General features: G+C 42.9%; 24 protein-coding genes and 1 pseudogene. 17 read left to right on the top strand and 8 right to left on the bottom strand.

All coding sequences use genetic code 11. The features are described from left to right. Positions 1–7: 7 nt before the first annotated feature. The 5 genes from AC1RM2_RS07550 to AC1RM2_RS07530 all read left to right on the top strand — a co-directional run bounded on the left by AC1RM2_RS07550 (position 8) and on the right by AC1RM2_RS07530 (position 4,702). Positions 8–829, top strand: coding sequence for a hypothetical protein (locus AC1RM2_RS07550; protein ID WP_492984373.1), 822 nt, complete (start codon positions 8–10; stop codon positions 827–829). Between the two features lie 131 nt (positions 830–960). Beyond that, positions 961–1,440, top strand: a complete 480-nt coding sequence (locus AC1RM2_RS07545) for a Uma2 family endonuclease (RefSeq protein ID WP_492984372.1) — start codon at positions 961–963, stop codon at positions 1,438–1,440. A 314-nt stretch (positions 1,441–1,754) separates the two neighbouring features. Next, positions 1,755–3,179, top strand: a complete 1,425-nt coding sequence (locus AC1RM2_RS07540; protein WP_492984370.1) for a glycogen synthase — start codon at positions 1,755–1,757, stop codon at positions 3,177–3,179. Continuing rightward, a complete protein-coding gene (locus tag AC1RM2_RS07535; protein WP_090653207.1) occupies positions 3,176–4,438 on the top strand; it encodes a glucose-1-phosphate adenylyltransferase in 1,263 nt (420 codons plus the stop codon). The genes AC1RM2_RS07540 and AC1RM2_RS07535 overlap by 4 nt, the downstream gene beginning before the upstream one ends. 72 nt (positions 4,439–4,510) lie before the next feature. Beyond that, positions 4,511–4,702, top strand: a complete 192-nt coding sequence (locus AC1RM2_RS07530) for a hypothetical protein (RefSeq protein WP_492984369.1) — start codon at positions 4,511–4,513, stop codon at positions 4,700–4,702. 190 nt (positions 4,703–4,892) lie between these two features. On the opposite strand, the gene AC1RM2_RS07525 is transcribed toward AC1RM2_RS07530, so the two are convergent. The 3 genes from AC1RM2_RS07525 to AC1RM2_RS07515 all read right to left on the bottom strand — a co-directional run bounded on the left by AC1RM2_RS07525 (position 4,893) and on the right by AC1RM2_RS07515 (position 7,344). Beyond that, positions 4,893–5,573, bottom strand: a complete 681-nt coding sequence (locus AC1RM2_RS07525; RefSeq protein WP_492984368.1) for a metal-dependent hydrolase — start codon at positions 5,571–5,573, stop codon at positions 4,893–4,895. A gap of 64 nt (positions 5,574–5,637) precedes the next feature. Beyond that, the gene (locus AC1RM2_RS07520) at positions 5,638–5,952 is read right to left on the bottom strand and encodes a YbaB/EbfC family nucleoid-associated protein (RefSeq protein WP_147052802.1); all 315 of its coding nucleotides are present in this window, start codon (positions 5,950–5,952) and stop codon (positions 5,638–5,640) included. A gap of 174 nt (positions 5,953–6,126) precedes the next feature. After that, entirely contained in the window at positions 6,127–7,344 is a 1,218-nt protein-coding gene (locus AC1RM2_RS07515; protein ID WP_492984367.1) for a serine hydrolase domain-containing protein, read from the bottom strand. 141 nt (positions 7,345–7,485) lie between these two features. Here AC1RM2_RS07515 and AC1RM2_RS07510 point away from each other — a divergent pair, with 141 nt between their 5' ends. Further along, positions 7,486–8,457 carry a tetratricopeptide repeat protein gene (locus tag AC1RM2_RS07510; protein ID WP_492984366.1) on the top strand — a complete coding sequence of 324 codons (972 nt, stop codon included), beginning with the start codon at positions 7,486–7,488 and terminating at the stop codon, positions 8,455–8,457. 117 nt (positions 8,458–8,574) lie between these two features. Here AC1RM2_RS07510 and AC1RM2_RS07505 read toward each other — a convergent pair whose 3' ends face one another. Both AC1RM2_RS07505 and AC1RM2_RS07500 read right to left on the bottom strand, forming a co-directional pair. Further along, positions 8,575–9,789, bottom strand: coding sequence for a CehA/McbA family metallohydrolase (locus AC1RM2_RS07505; RefSeq protein ID WP_492984365.1), 1,215 nt, complete (start codon positions 9,787–9,789; stop codon positions 8,575–8,577). 404 nt (positions 9,790–10,193) lie between these two features. After that, positions 10,194–10,364 (bottom strand): hypothetical protein, encoded by a 171-nt coding sequence (locus AC1RM2_RS07500; RefSeq protein WP_492984364.1) that lies wholly within the window; start codon positions 10,362–10,364, stop codon positions 10,194–10,196. 4 nt (positions 10,365–10,368) lie between these two features. Here AC1RM2_RS07500 and AC1RM2_RS07495 point away from each other — a divergent pair, with 4 nt between their 5' ends. The 6 genes from AC1RM2_RS07495 to AC1RM2_RS07470 all read left to right on the top strand — a co-directional run bounded on the left by AC1RM2_RS07495 (position 10,369) and on the right by AC1RM2_RS07470 (position 15,521). Continuing rightward, entirely contained in the window at positions 10,369–10,842 is a 474-nt protein-coding gene (locus AC1RM2_RS07495) for a CPBP family intramembrane glutamic endopeptidase (RefSeq protein ID WP_492984363.1), read from the top strand. Between the two features lie 135 nt (positions 10,843–10,977). Next, a complete protein-coding gene (locus tag AC1RM2_RS07490; RefSeq protein WP_492984361.1) occupies positions 10,978–11,955 on the top strand; it encodes a hypothetical protein in 978 nt (325 codons plus the stop codon). Between the two features lie 127 nt (positions 11,956–12,082). Next, on the top strand, positions 12,083–13,477 hold the full coding sequence (fumC, locus tag AC1RM2_RS07485) for a class II fumarate hydratase (protein ID WP_492984360.1): 1,395 nt from the start codon (positions 12,083–12,085) through the stop codon (positions 13,475–13,477). 260 nt (positions 13,478–13,737) lie between these two features. Continuing rightward, a complete protein-coding gene (locus AC1RM2_RS07480) occupies positions 13,738–14,178 on the top strand; it encodes a fumarate hydratase (RefSeq protein WP_477448012.1) in 441 nt (146 codons plus the stop codon). Further along, complete coding sequence (locus AC1RM2_RS07475) at positions 14,178–14,972, top strand: S1/P1 nuclease (RefSeq protein WP_492984359.1); 795 nt, start codon at positions 14,178–14,180, stop codon at positions 14,970–14,972. Before AC1RM2_RS07480 ends, AC1RM2_RS07475 begins: the two co-directional genes overlap by 1 nt. A 105-nt stretch (positions 14,973–15,077) precedes the next feature. Then, complete coding sequence (locus AC1RM2_RS07470; RefSeq protein WP_492984358.1) at positions 15,078–15,521, top strand: low molecular weight protein-tyrosine-phosphatase; 444 nt, start codon at positions 15,078–15,080, stop codon at positions 15,519–15,521. A 51-nt stretch (positions 15,522–15,572) separates the two neighbouring features. Here the strand turns inward: AC1RM2_RS07470 and AC1RM2_RS07465 are convergent, their stop codons facing one another. After that, positions 15,573–16,094, bottom strand: coding sequence for a GNAT family N-acetyltransferase (locus tag AC1RM2_RS07465; protein WP_492984357.1), 522 nt, complete (start codon positions 16,092–16,094; stop codon positions 15,573–15,575). A 431-nt stretch (positions 16,095–16,525) separates the two neighbouring features. On the opposite strand from AC1RM2_RS07465, the gene hisS reads away from it, so the two are divergent. Continuing rightward, complete coding sequence (gene hisS / locus AC1RM2_RS07460; RefSeq protein WP_492984356.1) at positions 16,526–18,031, top strand: histidine--tRNA ligase; 1,506 nt, start codon at positions 16,526–16,528, stop codon at positions 18,029–18,031. Positions 18,032–18,375: 344 nt separating this feature from the next. Here the strand turns inward: hisS and AC1RM2_RS07455 are convergent, their stop codons facing one another. Both AC1RM2_RS07455 and lon read right to left on the bottom strand, forming a co-directional pair. Continuing rightward, the gene (locus AC1RM2_RS07455; RefSeq protein ID WP_492984355.1) at positions 18,376–18,981 is read right to left on the bottom strand and encodes a hypothetical protein; all 606 of its coding nucleotides are present in this window, start codon (positions 18,979–18,981) and stop codon (positions 18,376–18,378) included. A gap of 236 nt (positions 18,982–19,217) precedes the next feature. Beyond that, positions 19,218–21,692, bottom strand: a complete 2,475-nt coding sequence (lon, locus tag AC1RM2_RS07450; protein ID WP_492984354.1) for an endopeptidase La — start codon at positions 21,690–21,692, stop codon at positions 19,218–19,220. Positions 21,693–22,057: 365 nt separating this feature from the next. On the opposite strand from lon, the gene AC1RM2_RS07445 reads away from it, so the two are divergent. From AC1RM2_RS07445 to AC1RM2_RS07430, 4 genes and pseudogenes are all read left to right on the top strand, one after another. Beyond that, complete coding sequence (locus AC1RM2_RS07445) at positions 22,058–22,699, top strand: tetratricopeptide repeat protein (RefSeq protein ID WP_477359274.1); 642 nt, start codon at positions 22,058–22,060, stop codon at positions 22,697–22,699. A 29-nt stretch (positions 22,700–22,728) separates the two neighbouring features. After that, positions 22,729–23,408, top strand: a pseudogene (locus AC1RM2_RS07440) (PD-(D/E)XK nuclease family transposase). A 59-nt stretch (positions 23,409–23,467) separates the two neighbouring features. Further along, on the top strand, positions 23,468–23,602 hold the full coding sequence (locus AC1RM2_RS07435) for a hypothetical protein (protein ID WP_492984353.1): 135 nt from the start codon (positions 23,468–23,470) through the stop codon (positions 23,600–23,602). Between the two features lie 4 nt (positions 23,603–23,606). After that, the gene (locus AC1RM2_RS07430; RefSeq protein ID WP_492984352.1) at positions 23,607–23,822 is read left to right on the top strand and encodes a hypothetical protein; all 216 of its coding nucleotides are present in this window, start codon (positions 23,607–23,609) and stop codon (positions 23,820–23,822) included. The last annotated feature ends 4 nt before the right edge of the window (positions 23,823–23,826 follow it).

The raw sequence follows: 23,826 nt of genomic DNA, 5'->3' as shown, positions 1-23,826 counted from the left end.
CATATTTGTGAAATGGTTAATCTTTTTTATTGTTGTCGGATTACTTAGTTGTAAGCCCGCTAAGAAAGCAGTTACAGTGGGTGAAGAATCTGTAACGATACAGAAACAACCTATCGTGCTTGTTAACCCGATAGCGAATAACGAAGAAAGCGACAAAAAGGATAGTGTTCAGCTTAAAACGATGTTAAGTGATATGCTTAGCATTGCTCATAAACTTCGGTCTGCAAATGCCTATCATAAAAAGATAAACCAATGGAGCTACATCTGTGCAACAACAGGCGATATTAAGTTTGGGCATATTTTTGATCATTCAAAAAAGCATTTGATTATTACACGCAATATGGGTACATGGCTTACTTATATTGATGTTTTTATGCTCGAGAGGTCAAAGTTTCATTTAGTTTTAAGTAGTGTTAAATCAGACATGACTATGATTGCTGATACAACGAGGGATATCAATGGCGATCATTTTAAAGATTTTGTTGTGCATTGGTATCCGTCATCGGGCTGTTGCCGCAGAAATATTTATGACGTTTACATCTACCAAAAAAACAGTGGCAACTTTACCCCGAAATACGAATTTATTAATCCAACATTTTCACCATCCGAAAAAGTAATAAGAGGCGTTGAATACAGCCAACCAGGAGAAGGCCCACTTTACAAATACAAATGGAATGGCCTGCGTGTTGATACAGTAACTTTTATTTATCCAAGGGACACATTATCAACCGGACTTCCAAATGAGTTTCGTAAAATAGAAGATATCGATTGGTTCACAGATCAGTCTATAGGAGAATTGCCTAAAACCCGCAAAACAAAAGTGAGATGATTACACATTTATTTTGTCAACACAATTAATTATATTCGTGTTATAGCTGTCAAAGGATTAAGGATGAGAAACATAAATATCAAAACTTTATAACAGAGATCCCATCTACCGCTGTTGATATTTATCGTATGTTGCCCGAAGGCACCCGCTGTGAAGTTATAGTCAATGAATTAAGCATGGCGCCATCCCCGTCACGTGAGCATCAGAAACTATTAATAAAGCTAACTTCCCTTTTATTCGGTTATTTAAATAATAAGCCCATCGCCGAGTTGTTCACTGCTCCCTTTGATGTTTATTTTGAAAAACAACAATCCGTAGTGCAACCAGATCTGTTTGTTGTTTTAAATGACCAAATAGATAGTGTTGAAAAAAATGGTGTTCATGGTGTGCCGCGACTAATTATTGAGATTGTTTCGACAAACAGGGCATACGATACCCAAAAAAAACGATCGCTATATGAATCGGCAGGTGTTAAGGAATACTTTATTATCGATCCTGAAAATAATAAAGTCACTTTGCTTACCCTTGGTGTTGCTGGTTTATATGAGCAAACATACGAGGAAACCGGTGTTTTAAAATCGGCGATTCTATCCTGCCAGATATCTTTTTGATAGTTTGATGGCGTTGCATCAACGATGGTTTCTGCGGCTTTGGCAAATCTCACGTATAATTATCGGTATACGTCCCATAAATCCGGCGTCCTGACAATAAAAATCCGTTTTAGGTAGATAATCCCACCTTAGTGTACTCAATACTCAACGTTGTTTAAGTTCAATTTAACCGTTTTTGCTATCATTTTCACAACTATTCCGTCTAAACTTTAATAACATTTTTACAATCTTCTCTGTAAATTTCAAAAACTATATTAATGATTATGGGTTTCTCTTTTGGTAATCTTTCCTTAAATTGAGCCAATAAAACCTGAATGAAAATATTCCATTTGAGTGCCGAATGTTACCCTGTTGCCAAAGTTGGCGGCCTTGCAGATGTTGTTGGCGCATTGCCCAAATATCAAAACCTGGCAGGCTTGCAGGCAGCAGTTGTAATGCCCTATTATGATCGCAAGTTTACCCAGGAAAACGAATTTGATGTTGTTTTTACTGCCGTAACTTTACTAAACACCCGTCGCCTTTACTTTGAAATTTTAAAAGAAAAAACCGATAAGCTGGGTTTCGAATTGTTTTTAGTCCGCATACCCGGACTGCTTGACCGGGAAAATGTATACAGCTATCCCGATGAACGGGAGCAGTTCATCGCATTCCAACTGGCTTTTTTAGATTGGATCAGCTACTCGCAGCAAACACCGGATATTATCCACTGTCATGATCATCACTCCGGCCTGGTACCCTTCCTGCTTTACCATTCCAAATTGTACAAACGGCTGGCCAATGTACCTACGGTATTTACGATACATAACGGCCAGTATCATGGCGCTTTTGGCTGGGAGCATTTTCAATACCTGCCCGAGATTGATCCGGCCTCAACAGGCCTGCTTGATTGGGCAGGCGGCATAAACCCGCTGGCTGCCGCTGTGAAATGTAGCTGGCTATATACTACGGTTTCGCCAACTTATTTACGTGAGCTTACCATTAACTCAAACGGGCTGGAGTACCTTTTTTATATCGAAAGAGCCAAAGGCTATGGTATCATCAACGGTATTGATACCGAAGTTTGGAATCCCTTGAAGGATCCCATGATACCGAGCCATTTTAATACTAAAACACTGGCAAAGGGAAAGCAATTAAACAAAGCAGAAATTTGTACGCGCTTTGGGTTGGATGCCTCGAAGCCCTTATTTACTTTCATCGGCCGGCTGGTGATAGAAAAAGGGGCCGACCTGCTGCCCGAAGCTATCGACCGTACACTGGCGCAATATGGCAACGAAGTCAATTTTTTTATCCTTGGCTCGGGCGATAAGGATATGGAATTGGCCTTACTTGAACTTAAGGCCAAATATCCCGGCAGGTGCAATGTATTTATCGGTTATGACGAAGCGCTGGCACACGTGGTTTATGCGGGTGCAGATTTCCTGATGATGCCATCGCGCGTAGAGCCTTGCGGGCTTAACCAGCTTTATTCCCTACGTTATGGCACCATGCCGCTAGTGCGCAGCACGGGCGGCTTAATCGACTCGGTAATTGATTTTGGCGACGAAGGCGGTTACGGCATCCGCTTTAACCAGGTTTCGGTAGATGATATTTGCCATGCCATAAATCGCGCAGCGGCACTTTATCAAAACCAGCCACAATTACAAATATTACGCAAACGCATGATGGCCCTCGATTTTTCGTGGGACAGATCGGCCAAAGAATATATAAACCTTTATGAAAGTTTAAACCCTCTGATATGACATCTAAAGTAATTTCAATTGTGCTTGGCGGTGGCCAGGGCAGTCGCTTATCGCCCCTTACTGCAACACGTTCAAAACCGGCTGTGCCAATTGCCGGTAAGTACCGTTTGGTTGATATTCCCATTTCCAATTGCCTGCACTCGGGTATTACACGTATTTATGTGTTAACGCAGTTTAACTCGGCTTCGTTAAACAAGCACATCAAAAATACTTATCATTTTAGCAGCTTCAGCGATGCTTTTGTTGATATTTTGGCAGCAGAGCAAACCCCATCAAGCGTATCATGGTTTCAGGGTACGGCCGATGCGGTAAGGCAAAGTTTACACCACCTGGCTGTACATGAGTTTGAGTATGTGCTGATCCTATCGGGCGACCAACTGTACCAGATGGATTTTGACGACATGATAACCAAGCACATCGATGCCGGTGCCGAAATTTCTATCGCTACTATCCCTGTTGATGCGGCTGATGTTCCTGGATTTGGTATTTTGAAAGCAGATGATGACAGCATGGTTACGGCGTTTATCGAAAAACCCAAATCGAATTTTGAAAGCTGGGCATCTGATGTAAGCGACGAGATGAAAGCCGAAGGCAGGGTTTACCTGGCATCGATGGGTATTTACATTTTTAACCGTAAACTGCTTTATGAATTGCTGGAAGGTAACGACCGTACCGATTTTGGTAAAGAGATTATCCCGCAATCTATAGTTAATCATAAGGTTTTGAGCTACCAGTACGAGGGCTACTGGACAGATATTGGTACCATCCCATCGTTTTTTGATGCTAACCTGGGCCTTACCGACGAGATACCTAAGTTTAACCTTTTTGGCGAAAATCATATTTATACCCGTGCGCGTATGCTGCCCCCATCAAAGGTGTCTGGCACTACATTAAATAAATCGATTATTGCCGACGGTTGTATCATCAGCGCTAAAACAATTACCCGCTCTATTATTGGTATCCGTACCCGCATAGGAGTTGATACCGAAATTGAAAATTGCTATGTAATGGGCAGCGATAATTACCAAACGCTTGAGCAAATTGCCGAACTTAAATTAAGCAGTTCGCCGATTATGGGTATAGGCGACAGGGTGAAGATAAAAAATGCCATCATCGATAAAAATACCTATATAGGCGATGATGTGAGCATCAACTGTGGCGAATTGCTGCCCGATGGCGATTACGGCACGCATACCGTACAGGATGGTATTGTAGTTGTTAAAAAACGCGCAATTATTCCTAATGGCACAATTATTTAATTAAACGAAATAAAAAACAATCCGTAGTTAATTTGTTATTGATAGTATAAAAAACTATAAAACATAACAACTATGAAAAAAACACTTTGTATGATTGCTTTAGCAGCAGTCTCTTTCGGAAGCGTTTTTGCATTTGCCGGTAACGCAACAGTGAAAACTACGCATGGTATTATGCAAACAGATACTACAAAGAAGAAAATGAAGAAGAAAAAAATGAAGAAGGATTCGACAATGAAAAAAGACACGATGAAAATGAAGAAGTAACCTTCAACAGCAAAAAAATAAGCCTCCTGAGTATTTCGGGAGGCTTTTTCATTTATTAATTCCGTCATTGCGAGGTACGAAGCAATCCCCGAAATGCTAAGTCCCACATAGTTCGGGATTGCTTCGTACCTCGCAATGACGTTAGTATCGGATATGCGCGATAACACAGCTGTAAGCAAAGTTCGTTCGCTTACAAATCAATAGTTTCGCCAATAACAGGCAACTTCAAATTCAATCCTGCTTTAATGAATTTCTCCCTTACCTCGTCCTTATCAATTTTAATCACATCAAAAGAATCGTAATGAATACCAATGATGTTTTTACAGTTAATAAAACCTGCGGCCTTAATGGCGTCATCGGCACCCATGGTATAGTTATCGCCTATAGGGAGGTAAGCCCAGTCGAGGTTTTCATCTTCCAGTAGCTTCATATCGTAGGTAAGGGCGGTATCGCCGGCAAAATAAATCTTTTTACCTTCAATGGTTAACAGGAAACCTGCGGGATTACCACCAGCAGCACCATCAGGCATAGTGCTGGAGTGCACCGCGTTCACCATTTTAACCCGGCCGAAATCAAAGTTAAAACCGCCGCCAATGTTCATGCCATGCACGTTATTAATGCCTTTGCTATTGAGCCAGTTTGCAATTTCGGCGATGCAGATAACCTTGGCGCCACTATTTTGTTGCACTTCTATCAGGTCGGCAACATGATCGCCATGGCCGTGTGATACCAGGATGTAATCCGGTTTCAGGCTTTGCAAATCAACATCCTTAGCTAACGGATTGTATGTCACAAAAGGATCAAACAAAAGTTTGGTACCGCCGCTCAATTCTATCTCAACGGTTGATTGACCGTAATAAGTCGTTTTCATAATGTGGTATTTTGATGTGATTTTTCTTAAACCCATTGTTCCCCCTTCAGGGGGGTAGGGGGCTTTATTTCCCAAACAAGTTCCCCAAACCTGGCATGCCGCCAAACATATCTTTGGTCATGGCAGCCATTTCGGCCTGGCTCACGTTGTCGGCTTGTTCCATGGCTTTGTTAAAAGCTACAACCAATAATTCTTCCAGTTCCTCCTTATCGGCATCAGCCAAAAAATCGGGGTTGATATTGATTGATTTTACCACTTTGTTGGCATTGGCTGTTACCACAATTTTGCCACCCTCGGCGCTGCCTGTTACCGTAATAGCATCCAGGCGTTTTTTCGATTCGCCAGCCTTTTGCTGGGCTTCCATTATTTTATCAAACATAACTTTATAGATGTGCAGATATGCAAATGTGTAGATTACAGATGTGCAAATATGCAGATGGGTAATTTATTTAATACTATTGATACTTAAATTTTACAAATTCAAAACCAAAAGGTCTGACCCGAAGTTGCTTTACTCACAACTCACAACTCACAACTCACAACTCACAACTGACTAATCATCACTTGTATCGCCATTGCCGTTGTATGCGCTTTTACGTACAATAGGCATGCCGGCGGCTTTAAACAGGTCATCAAGTTTTAACAGGCTGCCATTGGCTAAGTTTGATAACAAAACAATAGTGATATCGTTTTTGATATCGCGCAGGTAAATGTGCCTGAAACCATGCCACCAGCCGGTATGGTAAATAACTTCCTGCCCGGGAGCGGTAAACGTACGCCAGCCATAGCCATAGCTGAAGTGTCCGTGCAGCATAGGGTTACGGGGCACATAAGCCGAATCGAGCGTAGCTTGTTTCAATAGTATTCCGGCACGCAAAGCCCTGTCGAAGAGAAAAAGGTCTTTAACGGTGCTGTAAACCCCTTTATCACCCACGGGGCCATCCAAAAAGTTTTGCGCTACAGAGTACTTCCATTGCCCGCGGTCGTGGCCTACCACATGCACCGGAATTTTATCGTAAGCGGCCTTCGAGTATACAGCGGTGTGCAGCATACTGGCCGGTTTAAATACGTTATCCTTCATAAACTGGGCATATGATTGGCCGCTCACTTTTTCGATGATTGAACCCAGCACCATAAAGTTGGAGTTGTTGTATAAAAAACGCTTGTTGGGCACATTGAATGGACGCGGTTTGTAATCGGCAATCATTTTCATGGCCTCCATATTGGTAAGCCCTTTCCTTTGGTTAAGATGCTGGCTTCGATAGATATCGTCGATAAAATAAACATAGTTCATCATGCCCGAGCGGTGGCTAAGCAGCAGGCGGATGGTAACCCCATCGTACGGGAAATCGGGGAAAAACTTTTTTACATCATCATCCAGTTTCAGCTTGCCACGTTCCATCAGCATCAATATGGCTGTTGATGTCATGGTTTTGGTAACCGAGGCCAGCTCAAATTGCGAGCCGATTTGCAGGCTGTCGCGGTGCAGGTAGTCGGCCCAGCCAATGGCGTTTTCATAAATAATTTTACCTTTTTTGGCTACCAGTACATTGCCGTTAAACGCCCGGGTGCGGTGCAGCTCCTGCATTACCGCGTCTATTTTTTTATCGGCATTTTTGGGGTTGTAGGCCAGCAAGGCAACGGTGTCCAGTGGTTTGGCGGTGGCGGGGCCGGAAGCGCTTTGCGCTTTATCTTTATTTTTTGACGAACAGGCTGTTAAAATCAGCAGTAAGGACGCGAACGAAAGGGTACTCTTGTACAATAACTTCATAGATCAGAATCTCACACTTAAAACGAATGCGAAAATTAGAAATTATACAGCAGGTTAACATTAAAGTTTTTATTTTTTTTCGTTTACTTCATACTCTTTGTATGTTTAAGTATGAATGTTGTTAAAAAAGTCTGGCTCTTGATGGCTGTTTTATTGTTTTCGGCCACTGTCTTTGCTCAGGATACCGATGTTGCCGGGTTGATTAAACAAGGCATCCAGCTTAATAATCAGCATGATTATGCCGGGGCTATTGAGAAATACAAACTGGCCCTAACAACCGAACCGGATAATGCCCAGGCCAATTATCAAATAGCGTTCAGCCTGAATGCATCGGGTAAAGGCACCGACGGAATCCCGTACCTGGTTAAAGTAACCAAAGCCAACTCCAATTTTACCGGCCCGGCGTTTGAGTTGTTAGGTGGTATTTATGACAGCAGTCACCAACCCCAGCAAGCCATTGACGCTTATAAGGAGGGCCTAAAAATAAAGCCCGACTACCAGCCTTTGTATTTTAACCTTGGCATAGCCTACTTCCGCGCCAAACAATTTGCCGAAGCCGAGCAGGCGGCCATAGAAGCCATTAAACTCGACCCCAAACATGCCAATAGCCAGCGACTGTATGGCCTGGTAACTTTCCATCAAAATAAAAGGGCAGCTGCACTGATGAGCTTTTGCAGCTATTTACTGTTGGAACCCGAGGGGCCGCGCAGCGATGAGGCCTATACCAATATGCAAAGCATTTTAAAAGGCGGCACACTTAAAACAGAGGATGCCAAAGCCGGGGCATCAACCATAGTTTTGAACCGGGCGTTGAATGCGGCTATAGCAAAAGCAAAACCAGGTTTAACCCCTGCCGAGGTATTGGAAAATCAGCTAAAGTCGATTTTTGAAGCAGTTGGGCAGCTGGCCGAAAAGCAGGCCGGGAATGATTTTTTCAGAGATTACTATGCCGATTTTTTTTACAGCCTTAGTAAAACCGCCAATATGCCTGCGTTTGTGAGGCTGATGGTTTTAAGTGCAGATAAGGAAGCCAACAAACAGTGGCTGCAGCAAAATGAGGATAAGCGTAAAGCGCTGGATGCATGGGTTGCAGCGACGGAAAGAAAATTTTAAAAATCCTTTTTTTAACTAAAGTCGCTACCTAAATTAAGGCATAGTTAGCTACATGTGGCATAAGGCTAACCTTGTAGCACATGTAGCTATTTTTAACTGTTTGCCCAGTTTGCCCCATCAAAAATTAGGATCAAAATTAAAGAATATCGGGTTTGATAAGCCTACCATATTACCGCTCAATGCCATTGATCCCGGAACCTGCGGGTAGGGTGTAGGTGTGCCTTGTACTTCTACCCGGTAGTAGCTCCGCTCGACAGTTGCCGGCGAATCTGTAAACTCAATCACCGGCGTTTTACCCGTGGTTTTAAAGCTGCCAAAGGGATTGCCGTTTTTTATGATGTTGATGGTGTACTCCCCATCGGCGGGCACTTTGCCGGTTAGCTGTACACGGAATTTTACCGGCTTGCCTGTGGCTTTGGTATTATCGCCCATCATCATATCCATTTTACCATCCTGGTTTACATCAGCATAAAATTCAACGCGTGGCGCGTACGGGTTCTGGCTGATGCACACCCGCCCGTTGGTGAGGGCGTCAATAACAGCCTGCGTGGTGCGTGCTGTTGCAAATACCCAGGTGGTTGGGGTGCCCACATAGTTGGCCTTGGCCTGGTAGCTGTTTTTGGTTTCCTTATCCGGCGAATCGGGAACGCCATGGTGGGCGTCGCTGCCGCCGCGGCCGGTAAGCTTGCGGCCTGATGATAGCATATCGTCCCAGATCATGATGGCGTTGGCATTTTTTGACCAGATGGCCGAGTTCCATACCTCAATAGAGTTAACCATATCGTACGAATATCCAAAATGATCTTTCCCGCTTGGGTGGTTGGCCGATAGGTGGATGCCCAATTGCTTTTTTACGGCGCCTACTACCACATCACGCTGGTCGCGCACGTCATATAGTTTTTGGTGGTCATAAGGCACGGCCGAGAAGGCATTGCCATGGCCGCGGGTGGTTGTCCACTCGGCGCTGTAAAGCAGCAGGACCGAGTCTGATTTAAATTCAGGGTCGGCCCAGGTGTGGTGGGCTACGTCGCCGTTTACATGGTTATCATGATCTGTAATGGCAACGAAATCGATGCCTGCCGATTTAGAAAAGGCGATGATTTTGCTGATCGGGTTGTTGGACGATTCGGTACTGTGGCGGGAATGTACATGCAGTTCGCCCTTTAACCAAACGCCTTTGGTAAGGCTGGCTATTGGCGGCAGTGCACCAACTTCGGTAGCAGCCCACGGATTAGTGTGGTTTGCCTGGGCTAACGCTATATTGCTGATGAATGCCCCAAGGATAACCAGTAATGCTGTACGGAATGTTTTTTTGTAATTGTTAAAAGTCATATTAAATTAATTAACGGGTAGTATGTTTGGCCGGCAACATACCCCATTCATATTAATTGAATGTTAGGGTAGGTAAAATGAATAAGATTGTGACAAAGTATGATCATGAAAAAAGCGCCATCGGTATACCTCAACAAAAACACATAGCGACTACTTTTTATCCCTTTGTTTTTATAATATTTGTATATGGATACACCTGAACCGGAAATCATCGCGATTAACTATCCTGAAAACGATACGCCAATTGTTGCGAAATTTGCTTACCCCAATTGGAAATCGCTTTTCGGGCTATTTTTTATTTTTCTTTTATATACAACAATTGGGACAATACTTTTAGGCGTTTTTCTTGCAGATGCCAAAAACCTGGCTACCCCGTTGGTAAAATCGTTGTTGACATTGGTGTTTTATGTTGCTACGATGTTGCTTACAACCAGGTACGCAATTAAGAAAAGTAAAAAACAGCTTTCTTCTTCCTTTGATTTTAGCTTAAGCAAGCCACAGGGTTGGCTCATCCCTGTAATGATCATCAGCACCTTAGCTTTGGTGGTGGGTTTGGAGGGCGTATCAAGCCTCATACCGATGCCCGAATATGTTCAGAAAATATTTGAAAGGGCATTTGCAAAAAAAGTTTTTTCGATTGTTACGGCTATTTTTGCGGCCCCTATAATGGAAGAAATACTATGCAGGGGAATAGTATTGAAAGGTCTATTAAAAAACTATTCGCCCCAAAAGGCTATTTTAATTTCCGCCTTGTTTTTTGGTATTATGCACCTTAATCCGTGGCAGGCACTCCCTGCTGTCTTCGGTGGTTTATTTTTAGGTTGGATTTTTTATAAAACAAAATCGGTTATTCCGGGGATGATTGTTCATGCTACGATCAACAGTACAGCGATGATACTTTTATTTTTTCCCGGATTTAAGCATGGATTTTTAAATGCGTTGGGCTTGCCGTATTATATTGTGCTTTGCGTGATCGCTGCGTTAGTGTTTGTGGGGGGATGTGTGGTTATTTATAAAAAAGTCCCTGCTTCTGATGATGTAGCGACCTCGTGAAATCAACTAAAATTAGCGTCAACAAAATACTCACACTATGATGCTTTATCTGTTGAAAATAGCTTGGTATATATGAGCTTCTATCGATAATATTGTGTATATTTATTATGTATGAGCAGCTATGTCGACGATCATGTGAAACCCATCAGCCTAAAAGAATCCGTTAGAAAACGACCGTCTATGTATATGGGAAAGGATGGTGTTGTTGGATTTTTTGCCGACCTTATTTACGAATATATACGTTTTTTAAAAACTGACAAACTCGTTTTTGCCTTTTCAATCATTGGAGAAAATGAGTTTTCCCTAAGCTTGTCGTCCAGCTTCGATCTAAAAAGTATACTTCATCCTTTTCATGAGAATGAGATGAGCGATGACAATATTCTCTTTAAAGTTTTAGAAATAATATCAAATAAGTTTGAACTTAAAAACGTTGACAACAACCACCTTTTAATAAACTTTAGTATAGATAGAACTTTAATTTGCGACACACTTATTGACTACCAGGAACTATGTGAAAAGGCAATTCAAATAGCGGTTTTAAACAGGCGGGCAGAGATTATTATTAAAGACCTAAGACAAAAGATACCCAGTCAGAACTATTACCATTTTCCGCAAGGTGTTTTTTACTTGTTTGATAGGCTTATGAAAAATACGTTAGGCAAACCTGTTTTTAAAATAACTTTTGATGGGATGATCCAAAACAACCATTATCAAATCGGGGTAGCGTATCGTACAGATTGGTACCCCTCGCCGACAATTATGAGTTTTGCTAACGAGATCAATACCGTTTGCGGAGGCGCATTAGTTGACGGAGTAATTAGTGGCCTGGTATCTTCCTGTAAAATGTATGTAAAAAATAATGATTTAAAAAACTTTAAGATAAAACGACAGCGCTTTTTTAACGGACTAATTATAGTTTGTGCTGTTAAAGGTGAAGTATTCAATTATGGGGGTAGTTTTAGGGAAACCCTTGAAGATGACGATGTGAAAAGACAAAGCGCAAAAATGGTTAGCAAATTAGTTTATGACTATTTTGAACAAAATAAGGAGGTGGCGAAAAGTTTCCTTTTTCGGTTTGATGAATGCCAACTGGTAAGCAATATGTATAGTTAAAAACAAACATTTTTTTCAAGTGTATCTTCAATCGCTTCTTCCCCCCTATCCATCACAAAAAGATTACCATTTCCCCATCTCCCGCATCAGATAAAAACATAACTTTGCCCCTGCAAAATTTAACATCATGAGTTTTAGGACCGAACACGATACCATGGGCGAGGTACAGGTACCTGCCGATAAATACTGGGGAGCACAAACAGAACGTTCACGCAACAACTTTAAAATTGGTCCGGAGGCTTCTATGCCCAAAGAGATCATCGACGCGTTTGCCTACCTGAAAAAAGCTGCCGCTTATACCAATACCGACTTAGGCGTATTATCTGCCGAGAAACGCGACCTGATTGCCCAGGTTTGCGACGAGATACTGGCCGGCTCGCTGGCAACCGAGTTTCCGCTGGTTATCTGGCAAACAGGCTCGGGCACGCAATCAAACATGAACGTGAACGAGGTGGTGGCCAACCGTGCCCATGTATTACAGGGCAACAAACTGGGCGAAGGTAAAACTTTCATTCACCCCAATGATGATGTAAACAAATCGCAATCATCAAACGATACCTACCCAACCGCCATGCACATCGCGGCATATAAGATCCTGGTTGATGTAACCATCCCCGGTGTCGAAAAACTGCGCGATACCCTGCAGCTAAAAGTAGAAGCTTTTAAATCGGTAGTAAAAATAGGCCGTACCCACTTAATGGATGCTACGCCGCTTACATTGGGGCAGGAATTTTCTGGCTATGTATCGCAGCTAAATCATGGCTTAAAAGCCCTGCGTAATACACTTGATCACCTGTCCGAACTCGCCCTTGGCGGTACAGCGGTAGGTACTGGCATCAATACCCCAAAAGGTTATGATGTTAAGGTGGCCGAATACATTGCCCAATTTACCGGCCTGCCATTTATCACTGCCGAAAATAAATTTGAGGCTTTGGCGGCTCACGATGCTATTGTAGAGAGCCACGGCGCTTTAAAACAAATTGCGGTATCATTAATGAAGATAGCTAATGATATCAGGATGCTGGCATCTGGTCCGCGTTCGGGCATTGGCGAGATCCATATCCCCGACAACGAGCCGGGTTCATCCATTATGCCGGGCAAGGTTAACCCAACCCAAAACGAGGCCGTTACCATGGTAGCAGCACAGGTAATGGGTAACGATGTAACCATATCTATTGGTGGCTCAAACGGACATTACGAACTGAACGTGTTTAAACCGGTTATGGCGGCCAACTTTCTGCAGTCGGCAAGGTTAATTGGTGATGCCTGTGTATCGTTTAATGATCATTGCGCTATAGGTATCGAGCCAAATTACGATGGTATCAAAAAACACCTCGAAAACTCGCTGATGCTGGTAACCGCGCTTAACCCGCACATTGGTTATGAAAATGCCGCCAAAATTGCCAAAACCGCGCTAAAAGAAAATAAATCCCTGCGCGAAGCCGCCATTGGCCTGGGCCTGTTAACCAACCAACAGTTTGACCAATGGGTTATACCCGAAAATATGATAGGTAGCTTATAAAGAGGAGCCTCACCCCAAACCCCTCTCCTGAAGGAGAGGGGCTTTTGATTTACTGCTTTTTGAATAGCAAGTTTATGCTAAAACCCCTGAACGATTTTCTTTCAGCCCCGACACAAAAAAAGGCTTTTCGCTTTCAGCCTTCGGCTTTCAGCAAAAAAGCCTTTCACCTTTCGCCTTTCACCTTTTACCTCAGCAAAGCCTTTTGCCTAAACAGGGCCTTTTACCTTTTACCTTTCGCCTTTTACCTCAGCGCCTGCAGCATGAACCCCAATATGCAAAAGCCGGGATTAACTTATTTGCAGGGCGAGTGGAAGCAGGATTCGGTTCCGGCAGAGAAGCGTTTAGTTACCTATTCGCTATACGACATTAAATTTAGCTGCGATTCGTTTGTGATGAAGATAAGTACCGTAAGCAAAGTAAACTACGGTGCCGATACCTGCATGAATAAGGGCCATTGGGACGAGTACATTCGCGGCACCTACTCGCAAAAGCAGGATACCCTGCACCTGAAAGGCGAATTTTGCAACGCCAACCTGAGTTATAAAGACGAGAAAACCTGTTTCCGCTGGGGCGATTACGAGGAGTTTTTTAAAGTAAAGCAAACTAACGATTCGTTAATTCAGTTCATAAGTACATCAAATGTAATACCCATTAATGCCCGATTGGTTAAACGAACAAGCTGCATCCCAAAACCATTATAATGAAAACATCAATCTTTAAAAAAATCGTTTTTTTTGTAGCCATATGCTACATCCCGGTGCAAAGCATGGCATGGGGTACCAACGGCCATCGTATTTGCGGACAAATAGCCGATAGTTATTTAACGCCCAAGGCACGCAAAGCCATACAGGCCATTTTAGGCGACGAATCGATAGCGATTACCAGCAACTGGGCCGATTTTATTAAATCCGATCCTGCTTACGGCTACCTGTATAACTGGCATTTTATCGACCTGGATAAGGCTTATACCTACCCCGAATTGCAAACCTATTTAAAGGCCGACACAGCTACAGACGCCTATACCAAAATGAACTTTTTGATAGCGGGCCTCAAAAATAGAAGCACAACCAAAGCCAACAAGCTGCTTTACCTGCGCATGCTGATCCACATTGTTGAGGATGTGCACCAGCCCTTCCATACCGGCCACACCAGCGATAAAGGCGGTAACGACTTTAAAGTACAATGGTTTGGCAAGGATAGCAACCTGCACTCGGTTTGGGATAGCCAGCTGATAGATAACCAGCAATTAAGCTATACCGAATATGCCGCCTGGATAAACCACAGCACCGCCGCCCAGCGCGCCGCCCTGCAAAAAGCCCCAATAAGCCAATGGCTGTTTGAAAGCAACCAACTGGCCGAAAAGTTTTATGCCGACATTAAACCGGGCGATAACCTTACTTACAAATACAATTTTAACCACATAGCCACACTGAACCAACAACTGCTGAAAGCAGGCATCCGTTTGGCAGGAGTGCTGAATCAGATTTTTGGTTAATTTTTAGGCGAAAGGTAAAAGGTTAAAGGCAAAAGGTTAGGATTGCTGATCCAAAAACTCTTTCGCCTTTTACCTTTCGCCTTTACCCTTTTACCTCAAAAAGAAATGAAAATACTAATGGTATGCCTCGGCAACATCTGCCGTTCGCCGCTGGCCGAGGGGATAATGCAGCACCTGAGCGATGAGCAGGGGCTGGGCTGGCAGGTAGATTCGGCAGGCACCGGCAACTGGCACGTAGGCGAGGGGCCCGACAGGCGCTCGGTACGCGCGGCCCGAAACCATGGCATTGATATCAGCGGGCAAATTTGCCGCCTGTTCAGAAAGAGCGATTTCGACGAGTTTGACCATATTTTTGTGATGGATAAGTACAACCTGAGCGATATCCTGAACATGGCCCGCAACGACGAACATGCGCAAAAAGTAAAACTCCTGTTAGGCGATAAAATAGTACCCGACCCCTACCACGACGATACCCAGTTTGAACCTGTGTTTGAGCTGATAGAAGGCGGGTGTAAGGATATTATCAGGGAGTTGACAAGCCCCCTCTAAATCTCCCCCGGAAGGGGAGACTTTTGACTTGCAAGTTTTTTTAAGTCCTCCCTACCGGGGAGGATTTAGGAGGGACTTTCTCACCCTAAAAAACGGCAAATCCTCTCCATACCAAAAAGCTTCGCCAAAGCGCTGCAGGCCGGCTTTTAACAAAACCTTTTGCGAAGCAGCGTTATGTGGATGGGTAACAGCATAAATTTCTGTTAAGCCAACTTTATTGAAACCGTAGTTAATTAAAGCCTTTGAAAGTTCGGTGGCGATGCCTTGTCCCCAATATTTGAAATGCAGGCGGTAGCCCAGTTCAATTTTATCACTGTCCGATTCGCTTGGTTTTAGCATGCATACGCCAATGAAATCATTATCGGCCACGTTAAAAATTCCCCAGCGGCCCAGGCCGGTTTTGTTTTTGTAGTCCTTTAGGGTATCCTTAAACACCTGCTTGCTTTCGGCCGGAGTGCGCTTCTTTACATATTGGGTAAGGCGTTCGTCCTCATCCATAACAAGGGACAGGGCTTCGTCGGCGGCAGTAAATTCACGGATGAGCAGGCGGGGCGTTTGTGTGATAATGTTCATGGGCTTCAAAAATATGGTAAATGGGCGTTGATTGGCATTGTGCATGGTAAAAAGAGTGTCATATAAAGGGTGCGGGACCGTTTGTCTGAATATTCGATTAGGTATTGCAGAGGTTTAAGGGTTGACGATCTGGCATCTTCAATCGCGGTGCCCAGCTTAGTATCAATATATTCAAACTGGGTTAACATAACTTAACACATTTTGGGAATATTATGTTATAAATATTTGATAATCAATTATTTATATTTTTGCATGGTTAACACAAAATCTGTTGTTTTCCCTGGTTAAACTCATTCAAAAGGTATTGCCAACAGTTTAGATTTCAATGGCATTCAAAGGAATATTTTTTGCGTTTTTGTGGCCAGCCTGTAACCACATGCCCGCACCCAATTTTGCAAAACGTATAATTTGCTTTTTTGTACATTTGCCGCATGGCATCCATCAAACCATCCGTACCTAAAGGCACCCGCGATTTTTCACCTGTTGAAATGGTGAAGCGTAACTATATTTTCGATACTATTAAAAGCGTTTTTCGTAAATACGGCTATCAGCAGATAGAAACACCGACCATGGAAAATCTATCAACCCTGACTGGTAAATATGGAGATGAGGGGGATAAGCTGATCTTTAAAGTAATCGATTCCGGGGATTACACTGTTTCAACAAGAAAAAGAATCATCGAGATTTTGGATTTGCTGAACAATATTCAACAAAAAGAAGAAAAGACTGAGAGAAATGATGGTGTGGTATCATTGAATGATCTTTCTGGTATTTCTAATTTTGATACTGAAAGGGCTAAACAACGAATAATTGAATTAGTGACCCCAACAAATTTGACTACGGAGATTTCCGAAAAAGCCCTGCGCTACGACCTTACCGTTCCCTTTGCCCGTTACGTGGTAATGCACCAGAACGAGATCACTTTCCCATTCAAACGCTTCCAGGTTCAACCCGTTTGGCGTGCCGACAGGCCGCAACGTGGCCGCTACCGCGAATTTTACCAGTGTGATGCCGATGTGGTAGGCTCGGATTCTTTGCTCAACGAGGCAGAGTTTATACTGATTTACGATGAAGCCTTAAGCAAATTAGGACTGAAAGATTTTACCATCAAAATCAATAACCGCAAAATCCTCACCGGCATAGCCCAGATCATAGATAAGGCAGATAACATTATCGACCTAACTGTCGCCATCGACAAGCTGGACAAAATAGGGCTGGATGGCGTTACCAAAGAACTGATTGAACGCGGCTTTACCGAAGCCGACATCGAAAAAATAAAACCGGTTATTTTACTGCAAGGCACCAATACCCAAAAACTGCAAAGCCTGCGCGAAGCATTGGCCCAATCACAGATCGGCCTTAAAGGCTGCGACGAGATAGAAACCGTTTTTAAATACATTGAAAGCTGCCCGCTGCAAACCGCAACGCTCGAACTGGATATAACCCTTGCCCGTGGTTTAAATTATTATACAGGCGCCATATTTGAGGTGAAAACAAACGAGGCAACCATGGGCAGCATAGGCGGCGGTGGACGTTATGATGACCTTACCGGTATGTTCGGCCTAAAAGGTCTCACAGGCGTAGGTATCTCCTTTGGTGCCGATAGGATTTATGACGTTTTGGAAGAACTAAACCTTTTCCCAACCGCGGCTAACCAAAGCACCCGGGTGCTGATATGTAACTTTGATAAGGAGGGCGAAACCTACGCATTGCCATTATTACAGCAATTGCGCCGCCAAAATGTTAATACGGAGTTGTACCCCGCCGGTGCCAAAATCAAAAAACAGTTAGACTACGCCAATAATAAAAATATCCCCTACACTGTAGTTATCGGTGGCGATGAAATGCAAAGCGGTTTATTAACTTTTAAAGATATGACCAGCGGCGTGCAGGAGAAATTAACTGCGGAAGAGATTGTTAGCAGGATGGCGAGGTAAATAACTATTGTCTGCATTCCTTACAGGTTTGGATAATGGCATTCCTCCCAGATTTGTCATGCTCAGTAGTGAAATTCGCGGCTTCTGAACGGGTTGATATTCAAAAATAAAAGCCTGTCATCCTGAGGTACGAAGGATCTATTCGCGAACTTTTCTGTCGGTCATGCACAGCCTATAGATCCTTCGTTCCTCAGGATGACAGGAAAATAGGATCTATCATGAATGACTTGTTTCGGCCTCCTACTTGCAGATTTGCTATATGCGAGGCGGGCAGCATGTGAGATGCCGTCCTGCGAGATCTTGAGTAATCAGGATGACATTTTTATACAACTTTCCGAGAAAACTTATTTAAACGTGTAGCCCACACTAATGCCACCGGCAGCAATAATGCCTTCGTCATAAAATATCGGTACAAATCCTATTCGCAGGTTGATGCCCCGTTCCTGAGGTTGGTAACGGTAGCCTATTGTTGCAGTGCCAATAAAGCCGGTAACCCTGTCGAAAATGAAAGTTTTGCCGTTGCTGTTGCCGTGCGAGTTTAAAAAGGTAGTACCGCCGCCAAGTTCAATCAAACTGTTTCCTTTTCCAAACAGGTAATTGATTTGTATCGGTACCGAAAATACATCATTGCCATCGGTAGCAAAATAACCCGCACCAGCCCTAAAACCCAGGCCTGTACGCTTATGGCCAAAGCGCATATCGTAATTTAAAGTTAATGCAAGGCCGGGGCCGCCTACCTCAAAAAAAGCAGTTTGGGCACGGTCGCCTTCCGGTTCAGAACTGGTTGAATCAACCTTGGTAGTATCTATAATAATCTTTTTGGTGCCTGTTGGATGTGATTTTTTAACAGTGTCCGTCATATTGGGCTCAACAATTTGTGCTGTTGCGCCAAGACCGGACAAGAGGAGCAGAGTCAGAATAATTCCGTTAAGAGTAAAAAATTTCTTCATTCTTTAGGTAAGTAGAATTAATATACAATTCATGTTCTATTACGCTAACAGTTAATAAAAGGTTTCAAAAAGGATGCTTTGCTGGTTTAAGCAACGGTGTTGGTTTGATAATGAGCTAAATAAATTGCAATTAAAACAGGCGTTTGCTCATGTTTTTTTAATTGCTAAAAAAAGCAACACATACCGTATAAGCAAAAAAGGCGCCTCGTAAGACACCTTTTTTGTTAACTTGTTGTTTAATTTAAAACCGGTTTACTTTCTTCCTTAACCGTAAGGTCAAGCGGCTCGGTTACTTTTTCTTCCAGTAGCGCAAGCTTAATCACGTCGCGCATATCGGTCACATAATGAAAATTCAAATCTTTTATATAATCCTCTTTAATTTCCAGGATATCTTTCTGGTTTGATTTGCACAGGATGATCTCTTTAATATTGGCGCGCTTTGCCGCAAGTATTTTCTCCCTGATGCCCCCAACGGCCAAAACGCGGCCGCGTAAGGTTATCTCGCCTGTCATGGCCAGGTTGGGTTTTACTTTGCGTTGCGTAAATGCCGAAACCAGTGCTGTAAGCATGGTGATACCTGCTGATGGGCCATCCTTCGGTGTAGCGCCTGCCGGCACGTGTACATGCACATCCCAAAGGTCAAAAAGTTTCGGGTTGATGTCAAAGTAACCTGCATGCGCCCTTAAATATGCCAGGGCAATAGTTACCGATTCTTTCATCACGTCGCCCAGGCTGCCGGTAAGTGTTAAACGGCCCTTGCCAGGGCTTAAGCTTGCTTCAATGAACAAAATGTCGCCGCCTACGGATGTCCAGGCCAGGCCTGTTACAACGCCGGCTACATCGTTGCCTTCGTAAAGGTCTTTATCAAATATAGGTGCGCCTAATATTTTTTCGATGTCTTTTTTATTTACTGCCGGATTATAGGGCTCTTCCAGTGCAATGTTTTTGGCAATACCTCGCACTACCGAACCTATCTTTTTCTCCAGCGCACGTACGCCCGATTCACGGGTATAATCAACAATGATTTTTTCAAGGACATCGTTTTTAAGGGCAATGTCTTTTAATTTTAAGCCATGCGCCTCGCGTTGTTTAGGTACAAGATGTTGTTTGGCAATTTCTATTTTTTCTTCGATGGTATAGCCGTTTACCTCAATAATCTCCATCCTGTCTAATAACGCAGGCTGGATACTGCTTAATGAGTTTGCTGTCGCGATGAACATTACGTTAGACAGGTCGAAATCCATCTCAACATAATGATCATAAAAAGTGCTGTTCTGTTCGGGGTCAAGTACTTCCAATAAGGCAGATGAGGGGTCTCCGCGGTAGTCGTTTCCTACTTTATCAATCTCGTCTAATATAAAAACAGGATTTGCTGCGCCTGCTTTTTTAACCGATTGGATAATGCGGCCCGGCATTGCGCCAATATAAGTTTTACGGTGGCCACGAATCTCTGCTTCGTCGCGGATACCACCCAAAGCCATGCGCACATATTTGCGGCCCAAAGCCTTGGCTATAGATTTACCCAACGAGGTTTTACCAACTCCGGGAGGGCCAACCAGGCAAAGGATCGGCGCTTTCATATCGCGCTTTAACTTAAGTACGGCCAGGTATTCAATAATGCGCTGTTTAACCTTATCCAATCCAAAATGATCTTTATCCAAAACCTTTTGGGCGCGTTTCAGGTCGAAGTTATCTTTTGTAAACTCGTTCCATGGCAAATCAAGCAATAACTCCAGGTAATTTATTTGTACCGAGTAATCTGCCGCGGCAGGGTTAGTGCGGGCCAGTTTCTCCAGCTCTTTGGCAAAATGGTCTTTAACCTCTTTGGCCCATTTCTTTTTAACGGCACGCTGGCGTAAACTGTCTATCTCTAAATCGGGTGAGTTACCACCCAACTCTTCTTGTATGGTTTTAAGCTGTTGATTTAAAAAATAATCGCGTTGCTGCTTATCCAAATCAACACGCACCTTGCTTTGAATCTGGTTTTTTAACTCCAGCATCTGTAAATCAAGTGTAAGGTGTTCCAGTACCAGGTTAATCCTTTCGCGCAAACTGGCAACTTCCAGCAGGCGTTGCTTGGCCGCCATATCGGCATTCATGTTTGATGATATAAAGTTGATCAAAAATGAAGTGCTTTCAATATTGCGGATGGCTATGCCCGCTTCACTGGGGATATTTGGCGATAGCTGGATAATATTCATGGCCATGTCTTTTATAGACGATACCATGGCTTTAAACTCTTTATCCTCTTTTATTTTGGTTTCGTGAAAAGGCTCAACAGTTGCTTTAATATAAGGTTCGGACTGAACCTCATCTTTTAAAACAAAACGTTTTTTACCCTGCAGAATAACGGTGGTGTTACCATCGGGCATTTGCAGCATTTTGATGATGAGTGCAATGGTACCTACTTTGTTCAGCTGGCTAAAATTGGGGTCTTCAATACCCACATCCTGTTGCGCAACCACCCCAATCATCCGGTTGCCTTTATTGGCATCACGAATAAGTTTGATTGATTTGTCGCGGCCAACGGTTATCGGGATTACAACCCCGGGGAACAGCACAGTATTGCGCAGCGGCAAAATAGCCAGTATATCAGGCAATTGCTCGTTGTTCATTTCCTCCTCGTCTTCGGTAGACATTAAAGGAAAAAACTCCGAGTCTTCGTTTATAACCGGTAAAGCGTTTTTAAAATCGAATGGATCGAAACTCATTAATATATTTTTTGTGTAGAAAATAACGTCATGTTGTCAGCCCATAAAATTGCAGGGCTTGTAATATACAGGTAATTGATGGTTAAAACCTGTGCTGCATTATGTTTCAAGAGCTGTGCCAAGTTATGTTAATAACAAATAACAATTGATTTGGTGCTGTAATATTTTGATTATGTGGTAATTGTAAATTTAACACCAATTTTTTAAATAAACAGGATTTTGTTGTTAAAGATGAAAAAAAGTCATAGTATCGCTTTCCCGATTGAATTGCCCGATGAAATTATTTTTAATAAAATTAATTTTGGCATAATAATTCGATGTAATGTTAGTTAATGATATACAATTTGTTCACCATTAATCCGTTGATGAGGCTTTCAGTTATTTTACCATTCCTGCTACTGTCAACCATTGAAACTACATTGGCGCAGAGTGCTTATGTAAAAATGGGGCAACAGGCTGTTATGGACGGCGATTTCAGATCGGCGGTGGCACACCTCGAAAAAGCCTGCATTACCGATTCTACCAATGCCAATGCCCTGTGGATGTTGGGCTATTCTTATTATCATAGCGATAACTACAAAAAATCAATAGCGGCCTATACCCGCGTAATTGCCATAAAACCGGCTGATGCTACCGCTTACTATTACAGGGCCCGCGCAAAAAGCTATTTGGGGAAAGACAACCAAACAAAGGATGCCGATAAAGAGCTATATTTATTAGGCGCAATTGTCGACCTTACCAAAGCCATATCTATCAACGATGATCCGGGCGATAGTAAATACTACCAAAACAGGGGTATAGCTTACCGCGATTATGGCATGTTCAAGCTTCAAACAAATTCCCGCTTTTATGACAGAAGCCGCGGTATCAATTCATTAAAAGCTTCTGTTGCCGATCTGGAAAAGATATTGAATGCCAACCCCGGCCGGAATGATATCGCTGCACTCATCGATCAGTCAAAAGAAAAACTGACCCAGGCAAGCTTAACCGCGGCTACCAAGCATTAAAATTTGGCGTATAAGCTTTATATTTGGCTATGCCAGACAATAACCTGCCTGTTACCGGTAAATACATCGATCCTTTAGTTGATTTTGCTTTTAAAAAGATTTTTGGCAGTGAGCCTAATAAGGATTTGCTGATTGCTTTTTTAAACGAGGTTTTCAGAGGCCGCAAGCACATCGTCGATCTGATCTACAATAAAAATGAGCATCCCGGCGATTTACGTGATGAGGGCGGTGCTATATTTGATCTGCTTTGCACCGGCGAAAATAATGAGCGCTTTATAATTGAGGTGCAAAGGGGCAGGCAAGGGTATTACGTAATTTTGTTAAAGACGGTACCCAATTGGAAACCGATTTAGACAGGTGGTTGTATGTATTAAAAAACATGAGCCAGATGGATAAGATTCCGGTTTACCTGCGAAAGCCGGTATTTGAAAAACTATTTAACATTGCCGAATATACTAACCTGACAAAGGAGGAAAAAAACATGTACGATAGCAGCTTAAAATACAAATGGGATAATAAGAACGTGCTTGACTATGCTAAGAAAGAGGGTATGGAAAAGGGCATGGAAATAGGTATGGAAAAAGGGATTGAGAAAGGCGAGCATAAAAAAGCATTGGAAGTTGCCCGTGAACTAAAAAAAATAGGAATAAATCCTGAACATATTGCCAAAAGTACAGGCTTGTCTATAACAGACATAGAGAAGTTATAGCTATGTACGATAGCAGCTTAAAATAGAAATGGGATAATAAGAACGTGCTTGACTATGCTATGAAAGAAGGTATGGAAAAGGGTGAGCATAAAAAAGCATTGGAAATTGCCCGTGAGTTTAAAAAGATGGGATTAAGCGCGGAAGAGATCGCCAAGGGTACCGGTTTGTCAATAGTAGAAATAAACGAGTTATAACTGCATGTACGATAGTAGCTTAAAATATAAATGGGATAATAAGAATGTGCGTGACTATGCTATGAAAGAGGGGATGGAGAGGGGGATCAAAATCGGCATTGAGCAAGGTGAGCGTAAAAAAGTATTGGAAATTGCCCGTGCATGTAAAGAAATTGGAATGAGCACTGAAAATATTGCCAGGGGTACCGGGCTGTCAATTGAAGAAATAGAAAGCTTGTAATAAA

It is taken from the genome of Mucilaginibacter sp. GW822-FHT03E02, assembly GCF_058801545.1.
The sequence above is the reverse complement of the archived record's forward strand: the minus strand, read 5'-3'. Positions and strand labels throughout refer to the sequence as shown.

Excerpts from the sequence above, each read along its gene's own strand:
- AC1RM2_RS07455 (WP_492984355.1), bottom strand. The coding sequence starts at position 18,981 with ATGAAGAAATTTTTTACTCTTAACGGAATTATTCTGACTCTGCTCCTC.
- AC1RM2_RS07535 (WP_090653207.1), top strand. The coding sequence starts at position 3,176 with ATGACATCTAAAGTAATTTCAATTGTGCTTGGCGGTGGCCAGGGCAGT.
- AC1RM2_RS07445 (WP_477359274.1), top strand. The coding sequence starts at position 22,058 with ATGAGGCTTTCAGTTATTTTACCATTCCTGCTACTGTCAACCATTGAA.
- AC1RM2_RS07505 (WP_492984365.1), bottom strand. The coding sequence starts at position 9,789 with ATGACTTTTAACAATTACAAAAAAACATTCCGTACAGCATTACTGGTT.
- AC1RM2_RS07520 (WP_147052802.1), bottom strand. The coding sequence starts at position 5,952 with ATGTTTGATAAAATAATGGAAGCCCAGCAAAAGGCTGGCGAATCGAAA.
- AC1RM2_RS07480 (WP_477448012.1), top strand. The coding sequence starts at position 13,738 with ATGAACCCCAATATGCAAAAGCCGGGATTAACTTATTTGCAGGGCGAG.
- AC1RM2_RS07515 (WP_492984367.1), bottom strand. The coding sequence starts at position 7,344 with ATGAAGTTATTGTACAAGAGTACCCTTTCGTTCGCGTCCTTACTGCTG.
- AC1RM2_RS07495 (WP_492984363.1), top strand. The coding sequence starts at position 10,369 with ATGCCCGAATATGTTCAGAAAATATTTGAAAGGGCATTTGCAAAAAAA.
- AC1RM2_RS07500 (WP_492984364.1), bottom strand. The coding sequence starts at position 10,364 with ATGAGGCTTGATACGCCCTCCAAACCCACCACCAAAGCTAAGGTGCTG.
- AC1RM2_RS07430 (WP_492984352.1), top strand. The coding sequence starts at position 23,607 with ATGTACGATAGTAGCTTAAAATATAAATGGGATAATAAGAATGTGCGT.
- AC1RM2_RS07540 (WP_492984370.1), top strand. The coding sequence starts at position 1,755 with ATGAAAATATTCCATTTGAGTGCCGAATGTTACCCTGTTGCCAAAGTT.
- AC1RM2_RS07510 (WP_492984366.1), top strand. The coding sequence starts at position 7,486 with ATGGCTGTTTTATTGTTTTCGGCCACTGTCTTTGCTCAGGATACCGAT.
- lon (WP_492984354.1), bottom strand. The coding sequence starts at position 21,692 with ATGAGTTTCGATCCATTCGATTTTAAAAACGCTTTACCGGTTATAAAC.
- AC1RM2_RS07435 (WP_492984353.1), top strand. The coding sequence starts at position 23,468 with ATGAAAGAAGGTATGGAAAAGGGTGAGCATAAAAAAGCATTGGAAATT.
- hisS (WP_492984356.1), top strand. The coding sequence starts at position 16,526 with ATGGCATCCATCAAACCATCCGTACCTAAAGGCACCCGCGATTTTTCA.
- AC1RM2_RS07475 (WP_492984359.1), top strand. The coding sequence starts at position 14,178 with ATGAAAACATCAATCTTTAAAAAAATCGTTTTTTTTGTAGCCATATGC.
- fumC (WP_492984360.1), top strand. The coding sequence starts at position 12,083 with ATGAGTTTTAGGACCGAACACGATACCATGGGCGAGGTACAGGTACCT.
- AC1RM2_RS07465 (WP_492984357.1), bottom strand. The coding sequence starts at position 16,094 with ATGAACATTATCACACAAACGCCCCGCCTGCTCATCCGTGAATTTACT.
- AC1RM2_RS07530 (WP_492984369.1), top strand. The coding sequence starts at position 4,511 with ATGAAAAAAACACTTTGTATGATTGCTTTAGCAGCAGTCTCTTTCGGA.
- AC1RM2_RS07525 (WP_492984368.1), bottom strand. The coding sequence starts at position 5,573 with ATGAAAACGACTTATTACGGTCAATCAACCGTTGAGATAGAATTGAGC.
- AC1RM2_RS07470 (WP_492984358.1), top strand. The coding sequence starts at position 15,078 with ATGAAAATACTAATGGTATGCCTCGGCAACATCTGCCGTTCGCCGCTG.